Origin of the sequence: Benzoatithermus flavus (assembly GCF_037908215.1) — a bacterium.
GTDB lineage: Bacteria > Pseudomonadota > Alphaproteobacteria > Geminicoccales > Geminicoccaceae > Benzoatithermus > Benzoatithermus flavus.
In genome coordinates, this window is record NZ_JBBLZC010000036.1 from 20,035 (window position 1) to 44,713 (window position 24,679).

24 protein-coding genes and 1 other RNA gene are annotated in these 24,679 nt (G+C 69.0%); 16 read left to right on the plus strand and 9 right to left on the minus strand.

Annotated features, from left to right (window positions below):
* Positions 1-23 precede the first annotated feature (23 nt).
* The 3 genes from U1T56_RS22190 to U1T56_RS22200 all read left to right on the plus strand — a co-directional run bounded on the left by U1T56_RS22190 (position 24) and on the right by U1T56_RS22200 (position 4,348).
* Positions 24-890, plus strand: a complete 867-nt coding sequence (locus U1T56_RS22190) for a dienelactone hydrolase family protein (RefSeq protein ID WP_418161697.1) — start codon at positions 24-26, stop codon at positions 888-890.
* Between the two features lie 29 nt (positions 891-919).
* Positions 920-1,222, plus strand: a complete 303-nt coding sequence (locus U1T56_RS22195; RefSeq protein ID WP_418161698.1) for a hypothetical protein — start codon at positions 920-922, stop codon at positions 1,220-1,222.
* A 126-nt stretch (positions 1,223-1,348) separates the two neighbouring features.
* Complete coding sequence (locus U1T56_RS22200) at positions 1,349-4,348, plus strand: AsmA family protein (protein WP_418161699.1); 3,000 nt, start codon at positions 1,349-1,351, stop codon at positions 4,346-4,348.
* Here U1T56_RS22200 and fumC read toward each other — a convergent pair.
* From fumC to ssrA, 4 genes are all read right to left on the minus strand, one after another.
* Positions 4,345-5,754: a class II fumarate hydratase gene (fumC, locus tag U1T56_RS22205; protein WP_418161700.1), complete on the minus strand. Its 1,410-nt coding sequence runs from the start codon at positions 5,752-5,754 to the stop codon at positions 4,345-4,347. The genes U1T56_RS22200 and fumC overlap by 4 nt on opposite strands.
* Positions 5,755-6,021: 267 nt before the next feature.
* A complete protein-coding gene (locus U1T56_RS22210) occupies positions 6,022-6,249 on the minus strand; it encodes a hypothetical protein (RefSeq protein ID WP_418161701.1) in 228 nt (75 codons plus the stop codon).
* Positions 6,250-6,344: 95 nt separating this feature from the next.
* A complete protein-coding gene (locus U1T56_RS22215; RefSeq protein ID WP_418161702.1) occupies positions 6,345-6,845 on the minus strand; it encodes an SspB family protein in 501 nt (166 codons plus the stop codon).
* A gap of 56 nt (positions 6,846-6,901) precedes the next feature.
* Positions 6,902-7,216: a transfer-messenger RNA gene (ssrA, locus tag U1T56_RS22220) on the minus strand.
* Positions 7,217-7,319: 103 nt separating this feature from the next.
* On the opposite strand from ssrA, the gene thyX reads away from it, so the two are divergent.
* Positions 7,320-8,324, plus strand: coding sequence for an FAD-dependent thymidylate synthase (thyX, locus tag U1T56_RS22225; RefSeq protein WP_418161703.1), 1,005 nt, complete (start codon positions 7,320-7,322; stop codon positions 8,322-8,324).
* A 9-nt stretch (positions 8,325-8,333) separates the two neighbouring features.
* Here the strand turns inward: thyX and U1T56_RS22230 are convergent, their stop codons facing one another.
* Complete coding sequence (locus U1T56_RS22230; RefSeq protein WP_418161704.1) at positions 8,334-8,516, minus strand: hypothetical protein; 183 nt, start codon at positions 8,514-8,516, stop codon at positions 8,334-8,336.
* 253 nt (positions 8,517-8,769) lie between these two features.
* Between U1T56_RS22230 and U1T56_RS22235 the strand changes: the two genes are divergently transcribed.
* The gene (locus U1T56_RS22235; RefSeq protein ID WP_418161705.1) at positions 8,770-9,618 is read left to right on the plus strand and encodes an OmpA family protein; all 849 of its coding nucleotides are present in this window, start codon (positions 8,770-8,772) and stop codon (positions 9,616-9,618) included.
* A gap of 73 nt (positions 9,619-9,691) precedes the next feature.
* Here U1T56_RS22235 and U1T56_RS22240 read toward each other — a convergent pair whose 3' ends face one another.
* Both U1T56_RS22240 and mbfA read right to left on the minus strand, forming a co-directional pair.
* Entirely contained in the window at positions 9,692-11,314 is a 1,623-nt protein-coding gene (locus U1T56_RS22240; RefSeq protein WP_418161706.1) for an MFS transporter, read from the minus strand.
* Between the two features lie 266 nt (positions 11,315-11,580).
* Positions 11,581-12,561, minus strand: a complete 981-nt coding sequence (gene mbfA, locus U1T56_RS22245; RefSeq protein WP_418161707.1) for an iron exporter MbfA — start codon at positions 12,559-12,561, stop codon at positions 11,581-11,583.
* Positions 12,562-13,208: 647 nt separating this feature from the next.
* On the opposite strand from mbfA, the gene ychF reads away from it, so the two are divergent.
* Both ychF and U1T56_RS22255 read left to right on the plus strand, forming a co-directional pair.
* A complete protein-coding gene (gene ychF, locus U1T56_RS22250; protein WP_418161708.1) occupies positions 13,209-14,306 on the plus strand; it encodes a redox-regulated ATPase YchF in 1,098 nt (365 codons plus the stop codon).
* Between the two features lie 9 nt (positions 14,307-14,315).
* A complete protein-coding gene (locus tag U1T56_RS22255) occupies positions 14,316-16,175 on the plus strand; it encodes an adenylate/guanylate cyclase domain-containing protein (protein ID WP_418161709.1) in 1,860 nt (619 codons plus the stop codon).
* A gap of 19 nt (positions 16,176-16,194) precedes the next feature.
* Here the strand turns inward: U1T56_RS22255 and U1T56_RS22260 are convergent, their stop codons facing one another.
* Positions 16,195-17,589 carry a dipeptidase gene (locus tag U1T56_RS22260; protein WP_418161710.1) on the minus strand — a complete coding sequence of 465 codons (1,395 nt, stop codon included), beginning with the start codon at positions 17,587-17,589 and terminating at the stop codon, positions 16,195-16,197.
* A 243-nt stretch (positions 17,590-17,832) separates the two neighbouring features.
* On the opposite strand from U1T56_RS22260, the gene U1T56_RS22265 reads away from it, so the two are divergent.
* From U1T56_RS22265 to U1T56_RS22290, 6 genes are all read left to right on the plus strand, one after another.
* A complete protein-coding gene (locus U1T56_RS22265; RefSeq protein ID WP_418161711.1) occupies positions 17,833-18,150 on the plus strand; it encodes a ribbon-helix-helix domain-containing protein in 318 nt (105 codons plus the stop codon).
* Positions 18,151-18,285: 135 nt separating this feature from the next.
* Positions 18,286-19,452 (plus strand): amine dehydrogenase large subunit, encoded by a 1,167-nt coding sequence (locus U1T56_RS22270; protein WP_418161712.1) that lies wholly within the window; start codon positions 18,286-18,288, stop codon positions 19,450-19,452.
* 12 nt (positions 19,453-19,464) lie between these two features.
* Positions 19,465-20,004: a MauE/DoxX family redox-associated membrane protein gene (locus U1T56_RS22275; RefSeq protein ID WP_418161713.1), complete on the plus strand. Its 540-nt coding sequence runs from the start codon at positions 19,465-19,467 to the stop codon at positions 20,002-20,004.
* Between the two features lie 4 nt (positions 20,005-20,008).
* Positions 20,009-20,668 carry a methylamine dehydrogenase accessory protein MauD gene (mauD, locus tag U1T56_RS22280; protein ID WP_418161714.1) on the plus strand — a complete coding sequence of 220 codons (660 nt, stop codon included), beginning with the start codon at positions 20,009-20,011 and terminating at the stop codon, positions 20,666-20,668.
* A complete protein-coding gene (mauA, locus tag U1T56_RS22285; RefSeq protein ID WP_418161715.1) occupies positions 20,665-21,195 on the plus strand; it encodes a methylamine dehydrogenase (amicyanin) small subunit in 531 nt (176 codons plus the stop codon). Before mauD ends, mauA begins: the two co-directional genes overlap by 4 nt.
* Positions 21,192-21,701, plus strand: coding sequence for a c-type cytochrome (locus U1T56_RS22290; RefSeq protein ID WP_418161716.1), 510 nt, complete (start codon positions 21,192-21,194; stop codon positions 21,699-21,701). The genes mauA and U1T56_RS22290 overlap by 4 nt, the downstream gene beginning before the upstream one ends.
* Before the next feature lie 55 nt (positions 21,702-21,756).
* Here U1T56_RS22290 and U1T56_RS22295 read toward each other — a convergent pair whose 3' ends face one another.
* Positions 21,757-23,103 (minus strand): multicopper oxidase family protein, encoded by a 1,347-nt coding sequence (locus U1T56_RS22295; RefSeq protein WP_418161717.1) that lies wholly within the window; start codon positions 23,101-23,103, stop codon positions 21,757-21,759.
* A gap of 123 nt (positions 23,104-23,226) precedes the next feature.
* Here U1T56_RS22295 and U1T56_RS22300 point away from each other — a divergent pair, with 123 nt between their 5' ends.
* From U1T56_RS22300 to U1T56_RS22310, 3 genes are all read left to right on the plus strand, one after another.
* Positions 23,227-23,622, plus strand: a complete 396-nt coding sequence (locus U1T56_RS22300; protein WP_418161718.1) for a VOC family protein — start codon at positions 23,227-23,229, stop codon at positions 23,620-23,622.
* A gap of 28 nt (positions 23,623-23,650) precedes the next feature.
* Positions 23,651-24,211 (plus strand): hypothetical protein, encoded by a 561-nt coding sequence (locus U1T56_RS22305; RefSeq protein ID WP_418161719.1) that lies wholly within the window; start codon positions 23,651-23,653, stop codon positions 24,209-24,211.
* 18 nt (positions 24,212-24,229) lie between these two features.
* Positions 24,230-24,679: FAD-dependent monooxygenase (locus tag U1T56_RS22310; protein WP_418161720.1), on the plus strand; the 450-nt coding region annotated here is incomplete at its 3' end.

Genomic DNA, 24,679 nt, shown 5'->3' on the forward strand with positions numbered 1-24,679 from the left:
GTCGAAATCCTCGGGAGGCCTTCATGCGACAGGAGATCGTCGACCTCTACGACGAGTTCACCCATCGCGGCCTGGACCGCCGGCTGTTCATGGCCCGGCTCGCCGAGCTCACCGGCGGCACGGCCGCCGCCGCAGCAGCACTCGCCGCGCTGCGCGCCGATCCGGCGAAGGCGGCGCAGGTGGCGCCCGACGACCCGCGTGTCGCCGCCGAGAGCGTGATCATCCGCAGCGACGACGAGACGCTCAAGGGCTACCTCGCGAGGCCGGCGAAGGCTGAACGCAAGCTGCCGGCCGTCATCGTGGTCCACGAGAACCGAGGCCTCAACCCGTACATCGAGGACGTGGCGCGTCGGCTCGCCGCCGCGGGTTTCCTGGCGCTCGCGGTCGACTTCCTCTCGCCCGCGGGTGGCACGCCCACCGACGAGGACAAGGCGCGCGACATGATCGGCAAGCTCGATCCCGACCAGGTGGTCCAGGATGCCAAGGCGGCGATCGCCTATCTGCGGCAGCAGCCGAACGTGAACGGCAAGGTCGGCATGGTCGGCTTCTGCTGGGGCGGCGGGATCGTGAACCGGACGGCCGCTGCGGGTGCCGATCTCGACGCCGCGGTCGTGTTCTATGGGCCGGTGCCGCCGCTCGACGCGGTGCCCGCCATCAAGGCACCGCTCCTTTTGCACTATGCCGGGCTCGACCAGCGCATCAACGCCGGGCTGCCGGGCTACGAGGACGCGCTGAAGAAGGCCGGCAAGAGCTACACGCTCTACGTCTACGAGGGCGTCAACCACGCCTTTCACAACGACACCTCGGCTGCACGCTACGACGAGGCGGCGGCGAAGCTCGCCTGGCGGCGGACGCTCGATTTCTTCGAGCAGTACCTCGCGGCCGGCTGAGCGAGAGGCCGAGGGCTCGAGGGAACCACGTGCAGACAATAAAGGCGTTCTGGCGCGGCGAGCTCGGACTCGCCCGCTCCTTCTGGCTCTGGGGGATACTGGGCGGGGCCGTCGTCAACTTGTTCGCGACGCTTCTTGCCGTCATGCTCCTGAGCGCGAACCTGCCGACCTGGCTCGGAGCGCTGGCGTTCGCAGCACCTCTGCCCTGGAACCTGGTGCTCGTGGTGGGGGTGTGGCGCAGCGCTGCCCGTAATGCGGACCGGAGCCGAGGGGCCGCGGAGCTCGCCCGGATCGCGATCCTCGCCTGGGCCACGGTGCTCAGCCTCGTCTGAGCCGCTCGTCCGGGTAGTCCGCTCGGCTCGGTTGCGCCCGCCATCCCAGCGCCTTATTGCTCGTTCGCCACCGTCGCCGCGTGCTGTGGCCAGCCGCCGGCGCCGGGGCTTCCGGGCAGGCGGAAGGTGGTGCGCGTCGTCCTCGTCCTTCTCTTCGTTCTCGTGGCGTCGGCCACAGGCGGCATCCTCGCCTGGCCGCGGCTCATGGACGAGCCGGCGCTGCGGATGGCGCTCGCCCGGGTCGTGCAGGACGCGGGCGGTGGTGCCCTCGCCATCGAGGGTGCCATCCGCCTCGAGCTGACGCCGCTGCCGCGGCTCAGCATCGACCGGGTGGCCTGGGGCGAGCGCGATGCCGGCTCGTTCGAGGCCGACCGGGTCGATGTCGACGTGGCGCCGCTGCCGCTTCTCCTCGGCCGTATCGAGCCGGTCCGGCTGCAGCTCGTCCGTCCGCGCCTGCGCCTCGACGGCCGGGCGGCCGGCTGGGTCGATGTGCTCTGGCGGGCGGTCGCGAACCCGACACTCTCCGGCCTCGGCCGGATCACCGTCATCGACGGCACCTTCCGCCCGCCGGAGCGGACCGATGGCGCAAGCCCTGCCGTCGTCGACGCCGTCGATCTCGAGATCGCCCGTCAGCCGGAACGGCAGCGCGTGACGGTCGACGGCACGGCGCGGGTCGGCGACGAGCCGCTGCGGCTGACGGCCACGGCCGAGCCTTTCCGTCGCGATGCGCTCATGAGCCTCGGCCTCGAGGTCGGGACAGGCGCCGACGCGCGGGCGGCTGTCCTGTCGTTCCAGGGCAGCTTCCGCCCGGAAGCATCGGACCGGAGGGCAGAGGGACAGATCCGGGTCACGCTGCCCGATGGGCAGCCGCCCGGCTGGCTCTGGCCGCTGCTCGGGCGCGATCGGCCGCTCCCGGCGGCGCTGCCAGGCCCGGCGATGCTTCAGGGCAGGCTCGTCTGGACGACGGAGAAGCTGGCTCTTGGCGAGCTCGAGTTGAATCTCGCCGGCACCCGGCTCCGCGGCAGCTTCGCGTTCGATCGCACGAGGTCCGGCTTCGAGCTGGCGCTCGAAGCCGCGCAGGCCACCTTGACGCCGGAGCTCGCGCAGAGCCTGCGGCAGACCGGCGCTGCGCTGGAGCTGCCGGATGCGCTGCATGGCCGGATGATGCTGCAGGTGGGCGCGCTCACCTGGCGCGGCGACCAGATCCGCCGCCTGCGCATGGAAGCCGTGCTGGAGCCGGGACGGCGTCTCCGCCTGCCACGGCTCGTCGCCATCCTGCCCGGCGAGACCGCGCTCACCTGGACCGGGCAGGCGGCGGCGCCGAGCGAGGCTTCCCTTGCGGGCTCGCTCTCGCTTCAGGCCGGCGATCTGCGAGCGCTTCTTCTCTGGCTCGGTGCCGATCCCGTCCTGTTGCCGGCAAGCGGCCTCGCCAGCCTCGATCTCGCGGCCCAGAGCACGCTCGGTCCGGACGGCATCGCCTTGAGCGACATCGATGCCAGGCTGGATGCGAGCCGGATACGAGGCTCGCTCGCCTTCACCGCCGCTGCGCGACCACGGCTCGGCCTCGCCCTCGCCGTGGACCGGCTGAACACGGCCCTCTACTGGCCGACGCCGCGGCTGCCCGACCCGGCGCTTTGGCGCGAGCGGCTGGCAGCGATCGACCTCGGGCTCGATCTCGCCATCGAGCGGATCGGCCACGACGCGCTGCGCGGCCAGGATCTGCGTCTGCGCGCCACCGTCGAGGAGGGCAGGCTCGATCTCGCCGAGCTCCGTCTCGGCGGGCTGGCCGGGGCGCGCGCTCGTCTCTCCGGCACGGCGGACCTCGCCGAGGGCGGCGACTACAACCTGAACGGCGAGCTCGCGATCGAGCAGCCGCGCGGCCTGCTCCGCCTCGCCGGCCTCGAGCCGGCACCCGAGCTCGACCGCCTCGCCCCCTTGCGCATCAGCGCCAGGCTCACGGGCGATGCCGGCGCTGCCGGTGTGATGCTCGGGCTCGACGGCAAAGGGATCGCGGCCTCGCTCGAAGGCACGCTGGGCGGGCCGTTCGACCCGCGCTTTCTCGACCTGACCGGCCGGGCCAGCGCCGAGGACGCCGGCAGGCTGCTCGAGGCTCTGGGCTGGATCGTGCCGCCGGAGCGGCCGGATCTCGGGGCCTTCACCTTGAGCTTCGACGTGCGGCGCGATGGCGGGCCGGCGAAGGTGGCGCTCGAAAGCCGCATCGGTGGAAGCGACCTCGAGGGCGAGGCCGTCGTCGACATCGGCGATCATCTGCGGCTCGACGGCAGGCTGCAGGCGGGGACGCTCGACACCGCGCTGATCGGCGCCGTCTACGACACGCTCGCCCTGCCACTCGCGTTCCCGCCCGGCAGCCCCTGGGGCTGGCCCGGCGCCTGGCCACGCCGTCCGCTGGACTGGAGCTGGCTCGACAGGGCCGGGCTGAAGCTCGAGGTCGGCGCCGGGCATCTGCGCCATCGAGGAGAGGAGCTGCCCGGAGCGCGGGCCAGCATCGTTCTGGCGGATCGTGAGCTCGCGTTGAGCCGGCTCGCCCTGCCGCTCGCGGGCGGTCTTCTCGAAGGGACGCTGACGCTGGAGCACGAGGCGGACCATGCGGTGCTCGCGACCGACCTGCGGCTGTCGCGGGCGCGCGTCGAGCAGCTCGCGGCCGTGCTCGCACCCGGCAGCGCGCTCACGGGCGAGATCGACCTCGCTGCCGAGCTGGTGGGGCAGGGGCTCGGCATCGCCGATCTCGTGGTCTCGCTCGCAGGCGACGGCAGCCTCGCCTTGCGCGAAGGCCGGCTCCGGGGTGCGATGCCGCCGGGCGAGGCGGCTGCCGGTGCGGATGCGCCGGATGATCTGGAGCTGTCGCTACCGGGAGGACCGCTTTCGATCGAGCGCGGCATGGTGACGAGCCCGTCGGGCGGGCTCGTGCTGCGCCTGCCGGGCGGAGAGGGCCGCCTCGGGCTGCGCTTCGATCTTCTGGCCTGGATGATGGAGGTGAGCCTGGACGGGCAACGTGCCGATTCCGAAGGTGGCCCGTTTCGTCTGCGGCTCTTAGGGGCGCCGGGCCGGCTGCGGCAGGTCCCCCCGACCCCGCCGCAACCCGGCCCGGCAACCGTCTCGCCCTAGTCGGAAGGCCCGAGCATCTTCTCGGGCCGGACCCACTGGTCGAACTCCTCGGCGGTGAGCAGGCCCAGCTCCATGGCCGCCTGCTTGAGCGTGGTGCCCTCCTTGTGGGCCTTCTTCGCCACTCTAGCGGCGTTGTCGTAGCCGATCTTCGGGTTCAGGGCCGTCACCAGCATCAGGCTCTCGTTCATGAGCTTGGTGATCCGCTCGCGATCGGCCTCGATCCCCACGACGCAGTTGTCGGTGAAGCTGCGGCAGCCGTCGGCGATCAGGCGGATCGACTGCAGCACGTTGTAGATGATGACCGGCTTGAAGACGTTGAGCTCGAAATGGCCCTGGCTGCCGCCGACCGTGACCGTGACGTGGTTGCCCATGACCTGGCAGCAGACCATGGTGAGCGCTTCGGACTGGGTCGGGTTGACCTTGCCGGGCATGATCGAGCTGCCGGGCTCGTTCTCGGGCAGCTTGAGCTCGCCGAGGCCGCAGCGCGGACCCGAGCCCAGAAGCCTGATGTCGTTCGCGATCTTCATGAGGCTCGCGGCCAGCACATTGAGCGCACCGCTCAGCTCGACCATGGCGTCGTGGCTCGCCAGCGCCTCGAACTTGTTGGGGGCCGTCACGAACGGCAGGCCGGTGATCTGGGCGACCTCGGCCGCGAAGGCTTCCGCGAAGCCCTTTTTGGCGTTGAGCCCGGTGCCGACGGCCGTGCCGCCCTGGGCGAGGTAGTAGACCCGCGGGAGCGCCGCCTTCACCCGCTCGATGCCGTAGGCGACCTGGGTGGCGTAGCCCGAAAACTCCTGGCCCAGCGTCAGCGGGGTCGCATCCTGGAGATGGGTGCGGCCGATTTTGATGATGCTCTCGAACTCCTGGCTCTTCTTGAGTAGAGCCGCGTGCAGGTGCTCGAGTGCGGGTATCAGCTCGCGCACGGTCTGCTCGGCCGCAGCGATGTGCATCGCGGTCGGGAAGGTGTCGTTCGAGGACTGGCCGCGATTGACGTGATCGTTCGGGTGCACGGGCGACTTGCCGCCGCGCTGCCCGCCCAGAAGTTCGTTGGCGCGGCTCGCGATCACCTCGTTGGCGTTCATGTTGGTCTGGGTGCCGGAGCCGGTCTGCCAGACGACGAGTGGGAACTCGTCGGTGAGCTTGCCGTCCATCACCTCCTGCGCCGCGCGGGCGATCGCATCACCGAGCTTCGCATCCAGCACGCCCAGGCGCACGTTGACCCTGGCCGCCGCGAGCTTGACGATGCCGAGTGCACGCACCAGAGGTGCGGGCATGCGCTCGCCACCGATCTTGAAGTTCTGAAGGGAGCGCTGGGTCTGCGCACCCCAGTAGCGGTGAGCTTCGACCTCGATCGGGCCGAACGTGTCGGTCTCGACACGAACCGCCGGCTTTGCGCTGTCCGTCATGCCGTGCTCCCCCTTGCTGCTCGAAGCTGGCGCCAATCTGCGCCGGGGGACCCCGGTGTCAACGGCAGCCTGTGTCGCAGGCCGGCTCAAAGGCCCGGCAGGTTGGCAAGCGGCCGATCCCCTCAGGGCCGATCGGTCATCCGCTCACCTTGCGCGCCAGCGCTTCGACCTGCTGGCGCAGAACATCAAGCTCACCGCGCAGCCGATCGACTTCTCCTCCGAGCATTGTTCTGGCATTGCTCAGCTCGAAGCGCACGGTCTCGCTAATCATCGTCTGAAGCCCGGCGTGCTCAGCTCGAAACGGGCCTCCACGAGCTTGTAGAGTCCGGCCTGCTGCTTCTTGAGCAGATCCGTGTCTCTGCCCAGCATCAGCACCCGGTCGGTGAGGGTATCGAGCTTCCGCTCGGTGTCTCTGGTGCGCTCGTCGATGCGCTCCAGCGCGGCTTCGATCCGCTCCAGTGTCATGGCCGCGCGCCCATCGCCGTTGCCGCCCAAGGTAGCTTCCTCACGTCTACGACGCCCTGCCTACCATGCAACTGCAGCGCAGCTCCCCACAAGAGGCAAGCGTTGATGGGAGATGAAGGATGCCGCTACTTCTTGCGGAAGCGGTCGAGCGTCACGATCTCCGCGCCGCCGGAGCCGGAACCGGCTTCGTCCGACGCTTCCGTCTCGGGGCGCTCCTGCCGTGCCGTGAGAGGCAACGGCTCCACCGCGGGCGTTTCCGCCTCGACGTCCTCGTCGAGCGTGAACTGGAGGCCGAACTCCACGCCGGGATCGGCGAACACCTTGATGGCGGCGAACGGGATGCGCAGCCGATGAAGCTGCTCGCTGAAGCTGAGTGTCACCGAGAAGGCCTGCTCGTCGACCTCGAGATCCCAGAACTGGTGCTGGAGCACGATGGTCATGTCGACCGGATAGCGGTCGCGCAGGAACTCGGGCATGACCACGCCCGGATGGCGCGTGCGGAAGGTGATGTAGAAATGATGCGGCGGCAAGACGCCTTCCTTGCCCAGCTTTTCCAGCACGTCGCGCACGACCGTGCGGAGCGCGCCTTCGACCAGCCGTCCATAATCGATCCGTGAACGCCGCATCGACGCCCGCTTCCATCCATCGCTTCGGGTCAGGGCCCGAAGGCCGGGCCGGACGAGGTGGGGGGATTCTGTTGCCCGGCTCCCCCCGAGCCGCGGGAAGGCTACTTTTTAGGCAGCCGCCCGGAGTGCAACGTTGTCGTTGGCACTTGTGATTCGGCCCGATAACGGCGGAACCATGCCGGGCGAAGACTGTCCCTTTACTACGCGCGTCGATCCTAAGTCGCCCCCGTGATACCGCTCACGGCGGAACGATTGGTGGAGGCGCCGGGCTCTGCCCCCGGGTCCGCTACGCCTATTCCGGACAGCGTTTATCGCCATAGCCGGCGAACCGGCTCCCCATATATAGGCGGTCTCCGGCGGGACGCAACCGCCCAAGTGGCGCAGCGCTCACCTGTGCCGTACCGGTCCTCGCATGCTCTCGACACCGGCAACGGCCGCCTTTAGGTAGCCGAAGCCAGTCGACGGAGGACGCTCATGGCGTTGGACGAGGACAAGCGGGCGGAGATCGAAAGCCTCAGGGCGAGCCAGGCGCAAACCCGCCGTGCCACGGTGCCGGCACTCGAGGCCATCCTCTACGAGCCCCTGCCGGTCCTCGACCACGGCTTCGTCCGGGTGATCGACTATATGGGCGACGATGCCGCCATCGTGCAGGCGGCGCGGGTCTCCTACGGCAAGGGGACGAAGCAGGTCTCGAACGACCGCGGGCTCATCAACTACCTGATGCGGCACCGACACACGAGCCCGTTCGAAATGTGCGAGATCAAGCTGCACGTGAAGCTGCCGATCTTCGTCGCCCGCCAGTGGATCCGCCACCGTACCGCCAACGTCAACGAATATTCCGCGCGCTACTCGGTCCTCGATCGCGAGTTCTACCTGCCGGATCAGGAGTTCCTGCGCCTGCAGAAGGTCGAGAAGCGGGCGGTGGCGACGCAGGCCAGCCTGTTCGAGCTCGGGGATGCCGCAGCGCCCCAGGTGACCGCCGCCCAGTCCACGACCAACAAGCAGGGCCGGGAGGGCGTGCTCGAGGCCAACGCTGCGGCTTCCGTGCTCAAGGAGATCGGCGCCATCAGCAGCCGCAGCTTCACCGTCTACGAGAAGCTCCTGGGCGACGAGGAGCGGCCCGGCATCGCGCGCGAGCTCGCGCGCATGGTGCTGCCGCTCAACACCTACACACAGTGGTATTGGAAGATCGATCTTCACAATCTCCTGCACTTCCTGCGGCTGCGCTACGACGACCACGCGCAACACGAGATTCGCGCTTATGCGGAGGTGCTGTTCGGGATCGTGCAGAAGTGGGTGCCGCTGACGGCCCGCGCGTTCGAGGATTATCGCCTGAGCGGAGCGGAGCTCTCGGCCAAGGCGCTCGAGGTGATCCGCAGGCGGCTGCGCGGCGAGCCCGTGACCCGTGAGAATTCGGGCCTCAGCGCCGGCGAGTGGCGCGAGCTCGAGAGCCTGCTGCCCGAGCTCGCCGGCGATTGAGCCCGGCGTTCAGGAAGCGGCGTCGACCTTGCCGCCGCAGAGCAGGAACATCACGACGAACACCACCGGCACCAGCGCCAGTGCGAACCAGATCAGGTTGGAGAAGCCGGTGGTCAGCGCCACCACCGCCATGAGCAGCAAGAGGCCGAGGCCGAGCCAGCCGAGCGGGCCGAGACCCTCGTTCGGATTCATCCTTGCACCTTGTCCTATTGTTGATGAGTCCCGGCCGGACGGTAATGGCGACGAGACGATCGGCAACCGGACGCATCGTCACAGCATCCGGTGCCGGCACGGACTGTGGCGTGTTGCCGTTACCCGATTACCACGACATGCCGAAAAAGTGGTCTTCTTCCACAACTTGGCGCAGCCTTAATCGACATGCCCAGATTAGGGTGTTATGGCCGCATTATCGGTCGTTTAGGGTAACATATGTGAGGGGGCAGCAATGCGACTCCGGCTCGGTACCATGACATTGCTCGCCACTGCGGGCCTGCTCGCAGGCTGCGGCGGTTTCGAGGCCCAGCGGGTCTACGATGAGGCAGCCAGCGCCTCGCCGCAGGGCGACGCCTATCATCAGGCTCTGTACGCCGGCTACATGGAGCACGCGACGTACGAGCAAGAGAAGATGATGGACTATCCGGACGCGATCTACCATGCGCGCAAGGCCATCATGGCGGCTCGGGGTGAGACGCCGACGCCGACCGAGCCGAGCGAGCGCAAGCTGCCGGCCGACAAGATCGACGAGGTCACGCAGGCGCGCGCGCGCCTGGTCTCGGCCCTGAGCTCGGGCGGCCCGCAGCGCGATCCCGAGGCGGCCGGCAAGGCCCAGGCCTTCTACGACTGCTGGCTCGAGCAGCTCGAGGAGAACTTCCAGCCCAAGGACATCGCCTACTGCCGCGACGGGTTCTACAAGAACCTGGAGCTGATCGAGGTCAAGGCGGCGCCGCAGATGCCCGAGGTGGTGAGCCTCTCGGCCGACGTGCTGTTCGACTTCGACAAGGCGATCGTGAAGAACGAGTTCAAGCCCGAACTCGACAAGATCGCCGAGCTCCTGGTCAAGGACACCAGCGCCAACATCCTGGTCTGGGGTTTCACCGACACGGCCGGCCCGAAGGCGTACAACCAGAAGCTCTCCGAGCGCCGCGCCAATGCAGTGGCGGCCTACCTCCAGAGCAAGGGTGTCGACCGCAACCGCATGACCATCAAGGGCTTCGGTGAGACCAACCTCGCCGTCCCGACCCCGGACAACACGCCGAACGCGCAGAACCGTCGGGTGGAGATCCGTCGCCGCTGAGCGACCTCTCCGGCACCGAGCGCCGGGGCGCGGCCGAACGGGCCGCGCCCCTTTTCTTTGCCGCCGGTGCTGCTCAGCGGCGGATGTCGACGTCGCGCGTCTCGTGCAGGAAGAGTGCGCCCACGACAACGGTCATGGCCGCGACCGCAATCGGGTACCACAAGCCGGCGTAGATGTTGCCCCGGGCTGCCACCAGGGCGGTGGCGAGGAGCGGCAGCATCCCGCCGAACCAGCCATTGCCGATGTGGTAGGGCAGTGACATCGAGGTGTAGCGGATCTTGGTCGGGAACAGCTCGACGAGATAGGCCGCGATCGGCCCGTAGACCATGGTGACGTAGATCATCATGACGACGAGGAGCAGCATCGTCATCGGGTAGTCGATCTGCGCCGGATCGGCCTTGGCCGGGTAGCCCGTGGCAGCCAGCGCCGCCTTGAGCTGCGCTTCGTCCCAGCCCTTGATCTCGATCTGGCCGATTCTCGTCACCACCGCCTCACCCGGCTCCGCCGGCAGCGATGCGAACGACAGGCCCGACTTGGTGAGGAAGTCCTTCACCCGATCACAGGGCGTGAACCTGGTGCCGGGGGTCACGAAGACGTGGAAGCTGCAATCGTCGGCGGCGACGCTGATCGGCGTCGAGGCCTGATACTGTTCGAGCGCCGGGTTCACGTAGTGGGTGAGCGCCTTGAAGATCGGGATGTAGGTGACGGCGGCGATGGCGCAGCCGGCGAGGATGATCTTGAGCCGGCCGATCCGGTCGGACAGCCAGCCGAAGAAGATGAAGAACGGGGTGCCGACGAGAAGAGCCAGGCCGATGAGCTGGTAGGCCAGGAGATAGTCGACCTTGAGCGTGATCTGGAGGAAGAAGAGCGCGTAGAACTGGCCCGTGTACCACACCACGCCCTGGCCTGCCGTCGCGCCGAGAAGGGCCAGCAGCACGTACTTGTTGTTGGGGTAATGGAAGAAGCTTTCGGTCAAAGGCCGGCGCGAGCCGCGGCCTTCCTCCTTCATCTGCCGGAACACCGGCGATTCGTTGAGTTTCAGCCGGATGTAGACCGAGAACACCAGGAGGATCAGCGAGACCAGGAACGGCACCCGCCAGCCCCACTGCTTGAAGCTTTCGGCGTCGATGAAGCCGCGGCAGAGCCCGATCACGAGGAGCGAGAGGAAGAAGCCCAAGGTGGCCGTGGTCTGGATCCAGCTCGTGGCGTAGCCCCGGCCGTCGTGCGGCGCGTGCTCGGCGACGTAGGTAGCGGCACCGCCATACTCGCCGCCCAAGGCCAGGCCCTGCAGGAGGCGCAGGGCAACGAGAAGGAGCGGGGCGGCGAAGCCGATCGTGGCGTAGGTCGGCAGGAGGCCGACGGCGAAGGTGGAGGCGCCCATCACGAGGATGGTGACGAGAAAGGTGTATTTGCGCCCGACGAGATCGCCCACGCGTCCGAACACGAGCGCGCCGAACGGCCGCACGAGGAAGCCCGCGGCGTAGGTGGCGAAGGCGGAGAGCAAGGCCGCGGTCTCGTTGCCGGGCGGGAAGAACAAGGCGGCGAAGAAGGGGGCCAGCGTGGCGTAGAGATAGAAATCGTACCATTCGAACACCGTACCGAGCGAGGAGGCGAAGATGACCCGCCGCTCCTCGGCGCGCGAGACCAGCCGCGTCGTGCCGGCGCTCGGGGAAACACCGATCCCTGCCGTGCTCATGTCGTCCTCTCTGACGGCCCTTGTGGTTGCGAGATGCCGGGCATCCCGCTGCATCGGGCCGTTCTCGGGAGGAGCGGACGGCTGGCCTGCCACGTGGCCGGACTCGCAGCACCATGGCGCCGCGGTCCTGGCGTCTCGTCGCGCCCCCCTGATCCGAGCCGGCCAGGCTGCGGGTACCGGCACTCCACCCTTGGTTTAGCGCATTCGGGCTGCGACGAAAGGTCCGTGATACGAAATGCCGCAGAAGGATATGCCGGCTGCCCTTCTCAGGCGCTGCCGATCACGATGCCCGAGACGAACACGAGAAAGCCGCCGACCACCACCTGGAAGGCCGCCTGCAGGAACGGCGTGTCCATGTAGCGCGCCCGGATCCAGGCGATCGCCCAGAGCTCGATCAGGACGACCGCGACCGCGAGCGTGGTCGCGACGTTGAAGTCGGGGATGAGGTAGGGAAGGGTATGGCCGATCCCGCCCAGCGTGGTCATGAGGCCGCAGACGAAGCCGCGGATCCAGGGATGGCCGCGGCCGGTAAGGCTGCCGTCGTCCGAGAGCGCCTCGGCGAAGCCCATCGAGATGCCGGCGCCGATCGAGGCGGCCACGCCGACCAGGAACGCCTCCCAGCTGTTGCCGGTGGCGAAGGCAGCGGCGAACAGCGGGGCCAGGGTCGAAACCGAGCCGTCCATGAGGCCGGCGAGGCCGGGTTGCACGAACTGCAGGACGAAGCGCCGGTGCGCCGCCTCCTCCTCGGTCCGCCTGGCGCTCTCGGTCAGGTGCTTCTCGCCCAGGCGCTCGGCGAGCGAGAGATGCGCGGCCTCGGCCTCGGCGAGGTCGATCAGGAGCTTTCGGATGCTCGCATCGGTGACGTGCTCGGCGGCCTTGCGATAGAAGTTCTGCACCTCGGCCTCGAGCTCCTCGGCCTGGCGGCGCACCGCCTCGAGGCCCAGAGGCCGCATCAGCCACAAGGGTCTGCGGCGGACGAAGCCGCGCACGTCCTCGCGCCGGACCATCGGGATGTGCTCGCCGAACTTCTGCTTGAAGAGCTCGATCAGCGCCCGCCGGTGGCCGCTCTCCTCCTCGGCCATCTCCTCGAACACCTTGGCCGAGGCCGGGTAGCTCTCGCGCAGGCCCTCTGCGTAGTCGCGGAAGATGCGGCCGTCCTCTTCCTCGAGCGAGATCGCCAGCGCCAGGATCTCGCGCTCGCTGAGGTCCGTGAAGCGCTTTTGCGGACGCAGGCCGAGGGTCGGCATGAAGAGGCTCTCCTGACGGGATCGGCAAAGTCTAGAAGGATTCTAGTTTCCCGTCGGCGCCTCGACAACGGTCGAGCCGCTGCGCGCCGCACCACGAGCCCGTCGTCTCCGGGCCCGGAGCGGAAGAGATGGCTGCGCTGCCCGAGAGGTCTGCAGCGCAGCCTGCAAATCGGCAGACCCGTCCGCACTCGGGCAGCGCAGATGACAAGAGTCGTCCAACGTCCTCAAAATAGACGGGCAATCATTGTTCGAATTTTCTGAAGAAGGCGTTTCCTCGTCGCTGTCGATTTCGGCGCATCTAGGTACGCTCTTTCCTATCCAGGCGACACGAAAACGATATGTCCAAATATCGTCTCTGTCAACCGGATCGTTTCTATTGTGGATGGGTGTCCGATATCTAGAGCGCGCCTTGGTAATTCTTGCCGTATCGGATAACGGAAGTCGCTTCGCGGTTGAAGAGCCCGTCATCCCGAGCCTGTCCGATGCCTGCCGCGGCGGCCGCTCCCCGGCACGGGTCTCGCCGGCTGCAGCGGCAGAGAGGCTCGCTGGACTGTCGGATGCCGATCCCCATCTCTCTTGTCGGCGCGTGCCGGTGACGTCACAAGGGCGCCAGCGTTCCTCAACCCTCTCCTCGTGCGGAAACCCTGATGGGCTTCAACTGCGGCATCGTCGGCCTGCCCAATGTCGGCAAGTCGACGCTCTTCAATGCCATCACCAACACGACGGCCGCGGCCGCCGCCAACTACCCGTTCTGCACCATCGAGCCCAATGTCGGCCGGGTGCCGGTGCCGGATTCCCGGCTCGACGTGATCGCGAGGATCGGCAGGTCGGCCAGGATCGTGCCGACCCAGCTCGAGATCAAGGACATCGCCGGTCTCGTGCGCGGCGCTTCCAAGGGTGAGGGGCTGGGCAACCAGTTCCTGGCCGCGATCCGCGAGGTCGACGCCATCCTGCACGTGCTGCGCTGCTTCGAGAACCCCGACGTGGTCCACGTCGAGGGGGCGGTCGATCCCTTGCGCGACGCCGAGTTGATCGAGACCGAGCTCCTGCTCGCCGACATCGAGAGCCTCGCCCGGCAGAAGGACGGACTCGTCAAGCGGGCGCGCGGGCAGGACAAGGAGGCGAAGGCGAAGCTCGACCTCCTCGAGAAGATCCTGCCGCCCATGGAGGACGGCCGTTCGGCGCGGGCGCTCGAGGTGAGCGAGGAGGAGAGGCCGTTCCTTGCGAGCTTCAACCTGCTCACCGCCAAGCCCATCCTCTATGTCTGCAACGTCGACGAGGAATCGGCCGCGACCGGCAACGCGCTCACCCGCAAGGTGGCCGAGATGGCGAGCGCGCAAGGGGCGCGATCGGTCGTGATCTCGGCCGCGATCGAGGCCGAGCTCTCCGCCCTCGCCGAGGAGGAGAAGCGGGAATATCTGGCCTCGCTCGGCCTCGACGAGCCCGGCCTCAACCGCGTCATCCGCGAGGGGCACGAGCTCTTGGGCCTGCTCACCTACTTCACGGTCGGCCCCAAGGAGGCCCGCGCCTGGACGGTGCGCCGCGGCGCCAAGGCGCCGGAAGCCGCAGGCGTCATCCACACCGATTTCGAACGCGGCTTCATCTGCGCGGAAGTGATCGCCTACGACGACTTCGTCCGGCTCGGCGGCGAGCAGGGCGCGAAGGAGCAGGGCAAGATGCGTCTCGAAGGTCGCGACTACGTCGTCCAGGACGGCGACATCTGCCATTTCCGCTTCAACGTCTGAGCGGCTCTCATGCGCCTCCTGAGCAACGCGGACTGGGCCAGGCGCAGGGCCGCCGTCCGCGACGAGACCGCGGGCGGCCTGCGCCGCGCGGCCGCGCTGCTCGGCATCACGCGCGCCCGGCTGCCGCTCGCGGTGGTGCTGTCGCTCACGTTCGGCCTGATGCTCATGGCGGCGCTCGCGATCGTGCTCGGGCTCGCCTTCTACGCCGGCACCGCCAACACCCGCGAGCTGCTGGCCGACCGCACCAATCTCCTGCTCGACACGCTCGAGGGCCGGGTGGAGAGCCTGCTCCGGCCGGTCGAGGAGCAGCTGCGGGCCGTGGCCAGCGAGATCACCGACGGCGATCTCGAGCCCGAGCCGATGATGACCCGCGGCCGGGCGCTGCGCGGCATCCTCGCCACCACCCCCCAGGTCGTCGGCATGGCCTTCGTCCGACCCGACTTCCGGGCGTTCCGCTTTCTGCGCACGAAGGGCAGCCTTCCGCCCGAGGACTGGTCGGGCCTCGAGCCGATCCGGCGCGCCTTCGAGCACGCAGCGGGCGACGCGGTCGTGTGGGGTGCTCCGGCCTGGAGCGCCAACCTGCAGCAGACCGTCATCAACGCCCACATCCCGGTGCGTCGGGACGGGCAGCTCCTGGGGCTCCTGTTCGCGGCCGTCACGCTGGACACGGTCGTGCGCCGGGTCGACGAGATCTCGGCCGGCATCGGCCAGCCCGTGTTCGTGCTGCAGGGGCGCGATGCCGTCGTGGCGCTGCCCCGGCTCGACACCAGCATCGTGGGGCCGGATCATCCGCTGCCGCTCCTGCCCGAGGCGGGCGATCCGGTGCTGGCGGCGATGTGGGCCGGCTCGCAGGCGAATCTCGACGTGCTGGGCGAGCATCTGCGCGGTGCCGTGCGCCTGGTCGAGGCGACGGGAGACCGCTGGGTCGTCCTCTACCGCGAGATCGCGGGCTTCGGCGACCAGCCCTGGGTGGTCGGCACCTATCTTCCGGCCAGCGTGGCGGGCGCCGAGATCCGCCGCCTGTGGTACGCGGGGCTGCTCAGCCTCGCCTGCATCGCCGTTGCGGTCGCCGCCACCTTCTGGCTCGGGCGGCGCATGGCGCGGCCCGTGGAGAAGCTCGCCGAGGCCGCCGCGCACATTCAGGCCCTCGACCTCGACGCCGTGCCGCTCCTGCCGCGCAGCCACGTGCGCGAGCTCGATCGGGCGGCCAGGGCGTTCAACGCCATGAGGAACGGGCTCGCCTGGTTCGAGACCTACGTGCCGCGCCGGCTCGTGCGTCAGCTCATGGACAATCCCTCGCCCGAGGTCGTGGCCTCGCGCCAGCTCGAGGTGACGGTGCTGTTCACCGACATCGTCGGCTTCTCGCGCCTGGCCGAGCAGCTCGACGCCGGCGAGGCGGCCTCGCTCCTGAACCGGCATTTCGAGCTGCTCGCGGGCTGCGTCGCCGAGACCGAGGGGACCGTCGACAAGTTTCTGGGCGACGGCATGATGGCGTTCTGGGGCGCGCCGCTGCCGCAGCCCGACCATGCGCTCCGCGCGGTGCGCGCGGCCCTTCTGATCCGCGACCGGCTCGCCGAGGCGCGAGGCTTTCCGCCGCTCCGGCTCCGGCTCGGCATCCATACCGGCACCGCGCTCGTCGGCAACATCGGCTCCAGCGACCGGCTCAACTACACCCTCGTCGGCGACACGGTGAACATCGCCCAGCGCCTCGAGCAGCTCGGCAAGGAGATAGCGCCGGACGACGGGATCGTGATCCTCGCGAGCGGCACCACCGCGGCCCATGCGGCGGGCCTGTGCCGGATCGAGCCCCTGGGCCCGCGCCAGCTCCGGGGCCGCGACGAGACCGTCGAGGTGTTCCGCCTGTGCTGACGCGAGGGCAGCCGCCGCGCTACGCGCGCACGTCCGCGAACCGGCCCAGCATGGCGGCGTGGGTCTCGATGCCGCGCCGGTAGCACACCAGCTCGAACTTCTCGTTCGGGCTGTGCACGCGGTCGTCGTCGAGGCCGAAGCCCACGAGCAGCGTGTCGAGCCCGAGGATGCGCTTGACCGCGGCCACCACCGGGATCGAGCCGCCGCAGCCGATCAGGACGGGGGCGACGCCGAACACCTCATGGGCCGCCTGCTTCGCCGCATCGAGGAAGGGCGAATCGGTCGGCACGCGGATGGCGCCGCCCACCCCCATGTCGACGAAGTCGAGCCGGCAGCCCGCGGGCGTGCGCGCCGCGAAGAAGCGCTTCAGGGCCGCCATGATCCTGGCCGGGTCCTGGTCGGGGACGAGGCGGCAGGAGAGCTTGGCCGAAGCCTTCGACGCGATGATCGTCTTCGAGCCCTCGCCGGTATAGCCGCCCCAGATCCCGTTGATGTCGCAGGTGGGCCGCGACCAGACGCGCTCGAGCACGCTTCTGCCCGCCTCGCCCGTGGAGCTCCTCAGCCCGGCGCCGGCGAGGAACGCCGCCTCGTCGAAGCCGATGTTCCGCCAGGCTTCGGCCTCCTCGGGCGCTATCTCGCGCACGTCGTCGTAGAAGCCCGGGATCTGCACTCGGCCCTCGTCGTCGTGGAGCTCCGCCAGGATCCGGCAGAGCGCGTTGATCGGGTTGACGACGGCCCCGCCGTACATGCCGGAATGGAGGTCGTGGCTCGGCCCGTGCAGCGTCACCTCGGCGTAAGCCAGGCCGCGCAGCATGTAGGTGATGGCGGGCCTGTCGACGTCCAGCATCCCGGTATCGGAGATGACGCAAACGTCGGCCCGGAGCTCGTCGCGGTTGGCGAGGAGGAACGGCTCGAGGCTCCTGCTCGAGGCTTCCTCCTCGCCCTCGAGGAAGATCGTGACCCTGACCGGCAGCGCCCCGTGCACCGCCTTCCAGGCGCGCATCGCCTCGATGAAGGTCATGATCTGGCCCTTGTCGTCGACGGCGCCGCGGGCGACCACGCGCGGCCCGCGCGGGCCCTCGACGATCGTGGGCTCGAAGGGCGGGGTCTCCCAGAGCTCGATCGGATCGGCAGGCTGGACGTCGTAATGGCCGTAATAGAGGAGGTGCGGCGCGCCCTCGGGTGCGGAGCGGTCGTGCGCCACGACCATGGGCATCCCCTCGGTCGGCCGCACGGACGCCTCCATGCCGATCTCGGCGAGCCGGTCGGCCAGCCATCGCGCGCAGGCCTTGGTGTCGGCCTCGTGCCGCGGATCGACGCCGACGCTGGGAAAGCGCAGGAGATCCTGCAGCCGGGCGACGCTCTGGGCGAAGGTCTCCTCGATGTGGCGCAGGACGGGTGCGGTGTCGGGCATCGGGCAGCTCCGAGGTGGAAGGCAGGTCGTGGGCGGCGAGCTTAGCAGCGGGGCGAAGCTCGCGACAGGCCGAGAGGATGGCCGGCGCGGTCGTGCGGATCGCCCCGGACCGGCGAGGCGCAGCATGCTCCTGCTGGCCGGTGCCGGATGCGTGCCACGGGTCGAGCCGTGCGTCGCGCTTCCCGGAGCGCGTTCGGCTCCCTAGAGTAACAGAACGATGCTCATCGCCTGCAGGGGGCCGTCATGTGTCGCATCTACGCCAGCACCGATCCCAAGGAATACGCGCCGGTGACGCGCTCGGTGCGCCTGCACGGCGTGGTCACCTCCATCCGCCTCGAGGCCCGGTTCTGGGCCATCCTCGACGAGATGGCGGAAGGCGAGGGCACCACGACGCCGAAGTTCCTGGCCAGGCTCCACGACGAGGTCGTCGAGCTGCACGGCGAGGTCGCGAATTTCGCCTCGCTTCTGCGCGTGGTCTGCGCCGTCCATCTCGAGCGACGCGGGCGGCCCGCCGCCGGCCGCCGCGAGCCGCGGGGTGCCACGCTGCCGGCCTTCGCCTGAAGGTTGTTCCGACATCTTCTTCGTAGTAGCCGGCTACTACCCGCCCGGCTTTTCCGGCGCTAATGTCCCGTCATTAGACGGCGCGGGCGCGGACGCTGATCGGCCCCGGCCGCAGCAAGGGTCAGGGGGGTGAGCATGGCAAGCGGCGCACGCTGGCGGGCGATTCTCGGCGGTCTCCTCGGAGCATCCCTGCTCGGCACGGCCGCCATGGCCCAGGTTCCGGGCAAGGCCAGCCTCGGGACGCAGGAGGACCACCCGACCCTCACGCTGCCGGAGCCGCAGCCGCACTGGGTCTACGTCCTCGAGCCCGTGTTCCCTTATCTGCAGGCCTCGAAAGTCTGGATCATCGACGGCGACACCCTGCAGTACAAGGGCATGGTGAACGCCGGCTACACGGCGAACCTCGTCCTCGATCACGACAAGGCCGGCTTCTACGTCACCGAGACCTACTGGTCGCGCGGCACGCGCGGCGACCGCACCGACGTCGTCACCTTCTTCGACGGCAAGACGCTCGAGGCCACGGGCGAGGTGAAGCTGCCGCAGGGACGCTTCCTCGTCGTGCCCAAGAAGAACAACGCCGAGCTCACCACCGACGGCCGCTATCTCCTGTCCTACAACATGGCGCCCTCGATGGGGCTCAGCGTCGTCGACGTGAAGGAGAAGCGCTACGTCGGCGAGATCGAATCGGGCGGCTGCAGCCTCGCTTACCCGACGGGCCCGAAGAGTGTGGCCATGCTCTGCCCGGACGGCTCCTTGCAGAACGTCACCTTCGACGAGAACGCCAGGGCCACGATCGAGAACGGCAAGCCGTTCTTCGATTCCGAGAACGATCCGGTGTTCGAGCACGCGGCCATGCACCGGCCGAGCGGCCAGGCCTTCTTCATCTCCTACGACGGCTGGGTTTACCCTGTGACCCTCAAGGGCAGGCCCGTCGTCGGCGAGCGCTGGAGGCTGCAGAGCGCGGCCGACGAGGGCTGGCGGCCCGGCGGCTGGCAGATCGCCGCCTTCCACGCCGCGAGCAACCGCCTGTTCGTCCTGATGCACGAGGGCGACAGGTGGACCCATAAGGCGGCCGGCCACGAGGTCTGGGTCTACGACGTGGCGAAGAAGCAGCGCATCCAGCGCATCCCGCTCGCCCACCACTCGATCTCGGTCAACGTCTCGCAGGACGACAAGCCGCTGCTCTATGCCTTGAGCGAGACCGCCACCCTCGAGGTGTTCGACGCCACGAGCTACCAGTCGAAGGGGGTCAAGGAAGGGATCGGCATCTCGCCTTACGTCCTCTACGTCTACGGCGAGTGAGGGTATCCCCGCATGAGCCTCGATCCGGCCCTGGCCCTGACCCTGGCGCTGGTGCTGGCCGCGATCTTCGCGACGGCCGCCATTGCCAAGCTCAAGGCCATGAGCGCCTTCGTGGGCGTGGTCGAGAACTACCGGCTCCTGCCGCCGCCGCTGGTGACGCCCGCTGCCTGGGCGCTGCCGCCCGTGGAGCTCCTGGCGGCGCTCGGCCTGCTCTTCCCGCCGACCCGGCCCTTCGCGGCGCTCGTGGTCGCGGCCCTGCTCCTGCTGTTCGCGCTCGCGATCGGCATCAATCTCGCCCGCGGCCGTGATCGGATCGACTGCGGCTGCTTCGTCGGTCTTTTGCGCCAGCGCCTGAGTTGGGGGTTGGTCGGGCGCAATCTCGTCCTGGCGCTCGCGGGCCTGGTGCTGACGCTGGATCGGGGCGCATCTCGCCCGCTCGCGGTGCTCGATGCCGTCACGGTGCTCGCCGCCGTCCTCTGCCTTCTTCTGCTCTATGCCGCCGTCAGCCGCCTGTTCGGCGTGGCGCCCACCCCGCTCAAGCAAGCGAGCTGAAACCATGGATCCGTTGGTCGTCTCGCAGGTCCTGTCCTGGGTCGTCATCCTGGCGCTCACCGTGACCGTGCTGGCGCTCACCCGTCAGATCGGCGTGCTGCACGAGCGCGTCGCACCTTTGGGCGCTCTCACCACCAGGACCGCGGTCGAGGTCGGCGATCTCGCGCCCGAGTTCGACGTGAGCGATCTCGCCGGGCGCAAGCTCCATCTCGGCGGACGGCAGGCCGACGGGCGCAGCCAGCTCCTCCTGTTCGTCTCGCCCGTGTGCCCGATGTGCAAGAAGCTCCTGCCCGTGGCGCGCTCCTTCGCCCAGAGCGAGCGGCAGAACGTCAAGATCGTGCTCATGGGGGACGGCGACCGGCCCTCGCACGAGGCCATGGTCAAGGAGCATCGCCTCGAGGCCATGCCGATGGTGCTGGCTCCCATCGTCGGCATCACGCTCGGCATCGGCAAGCTGCCGCACGCCGTCCTGATCGACGCCGCGGGCGTGATCCGCGCCAAGGGCATCGTCAACAGCCGCGAGCATCTCGAGAGCCTGCTGGTGGCACAGGAGACCGGCCACGCCTCGATCCAGGATTACCTTCTGGGCGCCGAGCGCCCGCAGCGCCCGAACGGTGCGGCTGCCGCACCGCACCACCACGACACCGGGAGGATGAGCGCATGATCCTCGACGCGTTCGACCGTATGATGGAGAGCGCCGCCCGTCGGGTGGCGCAGCGCAGCTCGCGCCGCAGCGTGCTGGCCCGGCTGGGGACGGCCTTGGTCGGCGGCGCCGTTCTGCCGATGCTGCCCGTGGACCGCACCGGCCGCATGAAGATGGCGCACGCCGAGGCCTTCGCGAAGACCGCGCAGACCACCGACCCCACCGCCTGCAACTACTGGCGCTACTGCTCGTCGGACGGCTACCTGTGCTCGTGCTGTGGCGGCACCTACAACCAGTGCCCGCCCGGCAGCCACGCCTCGCCCACGAGCTGGATCGGCACCTGCATCAATCCCGACGACAACACCGCCTACCTCATCGCCTACCAGGACTGCTGCGGCAAGGATTCGTGCGGGCAATGCAACTGTCTCGGCACCGAGGGCGAGATGCCGACCTACCGGCCCGAGCTCAACAACGACATCGTCTGGTGTTTCGGGGCGCCCTCGATGGTCTATCACTGCTCGAGCGCCGTGGTGATCGGCAAGGCGTGATCGCCAGAAGCAGGCTCGCCGCGGTCCTCGCGACGGCGCTGCTCGCGGCGTCGTCGCCGGCGTGGGCCGGCGACGATCCGGCAGCCTCGCAGGTCCAGCACTATAGCGGGGTGAAGGCCGACTACGCCTTCCGCTGCAAGGGTTGCCACGGCTTCGACGGCGAGGGCACGCCCGGCCACGTGCCGCGCCTTCGGGGCTTCGTCGGTCTCTATACCTGGCTGCCCGAGGGGCGCGACTATCTCCTGCGTGTCCCCGGTGCCGCGCGCTCGCGTCTCGACGATGCGCGCCTCGCCGCCGTCCTCAACTGGGTGCTCGCGACCTACGGCGCCGGCCAGGTGGCGCCCGGCTTCGCCCCGTTCACGGCCGAGGAGGTGGGAGTGGCGCGCCGCCGGCCGCTCCTGAACCAGAAGGAGGTGCGCGCCCGGCTGATCGCCGAGATGCGCGCGAAGGGCCTGATCGGCGAGGGGGAGGACGGTCTCGGCGTCTCGCCCGAGCACCGCGGCTGAGCATCGCCGCCCGTTCACGATGCCTGACATCGTGAACGGGCGCTGGACGCGATTCTCAGGGTACCACTTCGACGATGCTCATCATCCCGGCGTCGCCGTGCTCGGCGATGTGGCAGTGGAACACGGCCGTGCCCGCGAAATCGCGGAACGGGATCAGGATCTCGACCCGCTCGCCGGGCCGGATGTCGATCGTGTCGCGCCAGGCGGGATAGGGCGCCTCGACCCCGTTGCGCCGCCAGACCTGGAACGGCCAGACATGCAGGTGGAACACGTGATCCTGCGTGTCGACGTTCGTGATCTCCCACAGCTCGAGATCGCCGAGCTTCGCCCGGACCGGTTCCAGGTGCGGATGGCCGTCGGGCGTGAGGAACGCCATCGCCATCCTGAGCGTGCGCCGGGTCGCCGCCGCCGCGGGATCGAGCCGCTCGACCGTGGCGAGCCGCACCGGCAGCGGCGAAGGCGTCGCCTTCGCGGGCGGACGGATGGTGAGCAGCGTCTCGACCTCGGCGGGCGTGCGGATGGCGCCGCTGTTGTAGGGAATCTGGACGAGACGCAGCGGCTCGCCCGGCTCGAGCGGCAGCAGGAGATCCACGCGCTGGGCAGGGGTGACCAGCACCTGCGCGAGCGCCTGCGGCGCTGCGAGAAGATGCCCCTCGTGCGCGGCGAGCTGCAAGGGGCGGCCGTCGTCGCGGGCGAGCAGCAGCATGCGGGCGTTGCAGGCATTGATCAGCCGCAGCCGGACCAGAGAGGCCTTCGCATCCAGCACGGGGCCCGGCACGCCGTTCACGAGCACGCTTCGCCCGGTCTTGCCGCGCGCCCAGTCGCCCGTCGTGTGCTCGGCCGGCAGGCCGTCCACGACCGAGAGGTCCTTGACCACGACGACGTGCTCGTCCGCCGCGGCGAGCTCCGGCACCTCGCGCTCGAGCGGCCGGTCGATCACGAGCGGCCCGGCGAGCCCGCGCCAGAGCTGGCGTGCCAGGCGGTGGTGGGTGTGCGGGTGATACCAGAACGTGCCGCCATAGCCTTCCGGCACCTCCAGCTCGTAAGTGTGCCGCTCGCCCGGCTCCACCTCGACGAAGACGTTGTCGCCGTAGCCCTCGGGCGAGACGTGGAGCCCGTGGAAGTGCAGGTTCGTGGGCTCGTCGAGCGCGTTCACGAGCGTGATGCGCAGACGGTCGCCCTCGGCGGCGCGGATCAGGGGCCCGGGATAGCAGCCGTTGTAGGTCAGAAGCCGCACCCGCTCGCCCGCGACCTCGAGCTCCTCGGCCCGCGCTTCGAGCGTCACCTCGACGAGGCGGCGGGCGGCTGCGGCCGTCGCCGGCAGCGCGATGCGGCCGAGGCTGCTCAAGGCTGCGCCCAGCCCGGCCCCGAGCAGGCTCCGTCGTGAAACCGATGGGAACAAGAGATTTTCCTCTGCCTGACGTGCGCCGCCATTATTTACGGTATCGGCGGTGGTAGTACCGCTTTGTTACCTGGTGGAGTGATGTTCTGTTAGAACGGTTTCAGTCTAAGGAGGAGCGTGTCCATGGCCAAGGCCATTCACATGATGATCCGGGTCCTCGACCTGGATCGGTCGATCGCTTTTTATCGCACCGCGTTCGGGCTCGACGTCGCCGACCGGTTCGACTTCGACACGTTCACGCTGGTCTACCTGCGCAACCCCGAGGCCGATTTCGAGGTCGAGCTCACGCTCAACAAGGGGCGCACCGAGCCCTACAGCCACGGCGAAGGCTACGGCCACATCGCCTTCGCGGTGGACGACCTCGATGCCGAGCACAGGCGCTTCACGGCAGCCGGGCTCAACCCGAACCCGATCAAGGAGTTCCACCGCGACGGCGGGCTGATGGCGCGATTCTTCTTCGTCCAGGACCCGGACGGGTACAAGATCGAGGTTCTCCAGCGGCACGGGCGCTACCGCTAGCCGGCGGTCGTCCAGGGAGGCTGAACCAATGAGCAAGACAATCTTGGACCGGCGGACGTTTTTGACGAGCGCGGCGCGCACGGCGGCCACGGTGGTGGTGCTCTCGGGTGCTACCACCATCCTGGCCGCGAACCGCGCCTGGGCCATGACGCTCGGCGCCCTTGGCGCCGACGAGGCCGCGGTGCTGCTCACCATGACCCGCCACCTCTACCCGCACGACTGGCTCGGCGACCTCTACTACGCCGAGGTGGTCGAGGCCTATGACGCCAAGATCCAAGGCGACCCGAGCCTGGCACCGCTGGTCAAGGACGGCATCGCCGCGCTGGATCGGGCCATGGGCGTCCCCTTCCTCCGGCTCTCGCCCGGCACCCAGCTCGAGGCCCTCAAGCGCCTCGAGCAGACACCCTTCTTCCAGAGCGTGCGCGGCCACACCGTGGTCGCGCTCTACAACAACAAGAACCTCTGGGCCGACTTCGGCTACCAGGGCAGCTCGGCCGAGTACGGCGGCTATCTGTTCCGCGGCTTCCAGGACGCCGGCTGGACCCTGCAGCCCGACGCCGAAGCCAGCCCGCCGCCGTTTCTGGGCTGAAGCAGGGAGGAAACCGACATGGCTGCCAAGTACGACTTCGACGATGACAGCGTGGTCGTCATCATCGGCTCGGGTGCCGGCGGCGGCACGCTCGCCAACGAGCTGTGCCAGAAGGGGATCAAGGTGGTCCTGCTCGAGGCCGGCAAGCAGCAGAGCATCGACAGCTTCGTCAACGACGAGTGGGCGAGCTTCGCCCAGCTCGCCTGGCTCGACAAGCGCACCACCTCGGGCACCTGGCGCATCGCCAAGGACTTCCCCAATCTCCCGGCCTGGACCTGCAAGACCGTCGGCGGCACCACCACCCACTGGGCCGGCGCCGCCTTGCGTTTCCAGGAGCACGAGTTCAAGGCCAGGAGCACCTACGGCGACATCGAGGGCGCGACGCTGCTCGACTGGCCGTTGACGCTGCAGGAGCTCGCGCCCTACTACGAAAGGGCCGAGGACAAGATGGGCGTCACCCGCACCCAC

Excerpts from the sequence above, each read along its gene's own strand:
- thyX (WP_418161703.1), top strand. The coding sequence starts at position 7,320 with ATGGCGTTGGACGAGGACAAGCGGGCGGAGATCGAAAGCCTCAGGGCG.
- U1T56_RS22230 (WP_418161704.1), bottom strand. The coding sequence starts at position 8,516 with ATGAATCCGAACGAGGGTCTCGGCCCGCTCGGCTGGCTCGGCCTCGGC.
- U1T56_RS22190 (WP_418161697.1), top strand. The coding sequence starts at position 24 with ATGCGACAGGAGATCGTCGACCTCTACGACGAGTTCACCCATCGCGGC.
- U1T56_RS22260 (WP_418161710.1), bottom strand. The coding sequence starts at position 17,589 with ATGCCCGACACCGCACCCGTCCTGCGCCACATCGAGGAGACCTTCGCC.
- U1T56_RS22265 (WP_418161711.1), top strand. The coding sequence starts at position 17,833 with ATGTGTCGCATCTACGCCAGCACCGATCCCAAGGAATACGCGCCGGTG.
- U1T56_RS22300 (WP_418161718.1), top strand. The coding sequence starts at position 23,227 with ATGGCCAAGGCCATTCACATGATGATCCGGGTCCTCGACCTGGATCGG.
- U1T56_RS22215 (WP_418161702.1), bottom strand. The coding sequence starts at position 6,845 with ATGCGGCGTTCACGGATCGATTATGGACGGCTGGTCGAAGGCGCGCTC.
- U1T56_RS22275 (WP_418161713.1), top strand. The coding sequence starts at position 19,465 with ATGAGCCTCGATCCGGCCCTGGCCCTGACCCTGGCGCTGGTGCTGGCC.
- U1T56_RS22240 (WP_418161706.1), bottom strand. The coding sequence starts at position 11,314 with ATGAGCACGGCAGGGATCGGTGTTTCCCCGAGCGCCGGCACGACGCGG.
- mbfA (WP_418161707.1), bottom strand. The coding sequence starts at position 12,561 with ATGCCGACCCTCGGCCTGCGTCCGCAAAAGCGCTTCACGGACCTCAGC.
- mauA (WP_418161715.1), top strand. The coding sequence starts at position 20,665 with ATGATCCTCGACGCGTTCGACCGTATGATGGAGAGCGCCGCCCGTCGG.
- fumC (WP_418161700.1), bottom strand. The coding sequence starts at position 5,754 with ATGACGGACAGCGCAAAGCCGGCGGTTCGTGTCGAGACCGACACGTTC.
- U1T56_RS22235 (WP_418161705.1), top strand. The coding sequence starts at position 8,770 with ATGCGACTCCGGCTCGGTACCATGACATTGCTCGCCACTGCGGGCCTG.
- U1T56_RS22305 (WP_418161719.1), top strand. The coding sequence starts at position 23,651 with ATGAGCAAGACAATCTTGGACCGGCGGACGTTTTTGACGAGCGCGGCG.
- mauD (WP_418161714.1), top strand. The coding sequence starts at position 20,009 with ATGGATCCGTTGGTCGTCTCGCAGGTCCTGTCCTGGGTCGTCATCCTG.
- U1T56_RS22255 (WP_418161709.1), top strand. The coding sequence starts at position 14,316 with ATGCGCCTCCTGAGCAACGCGGACTGGGCCAGGCGCAGGGCCGCCGTC.
- ychF (WP_418161708.1), top strand. The coding sequence starts at position 13,209 with ATGGGCTTCAACTGCGGCATCGTCGGCCTGCCCAATGTCGGCAAGTCG.
- U1T56_RS22270 (WP_418161712.1), top strand. The coding sequence starts at position 18,286 with ATGGCAAGCGGCGCACGCTGGCGGGCGATTCTCGGCGGTCTCCTCGGA.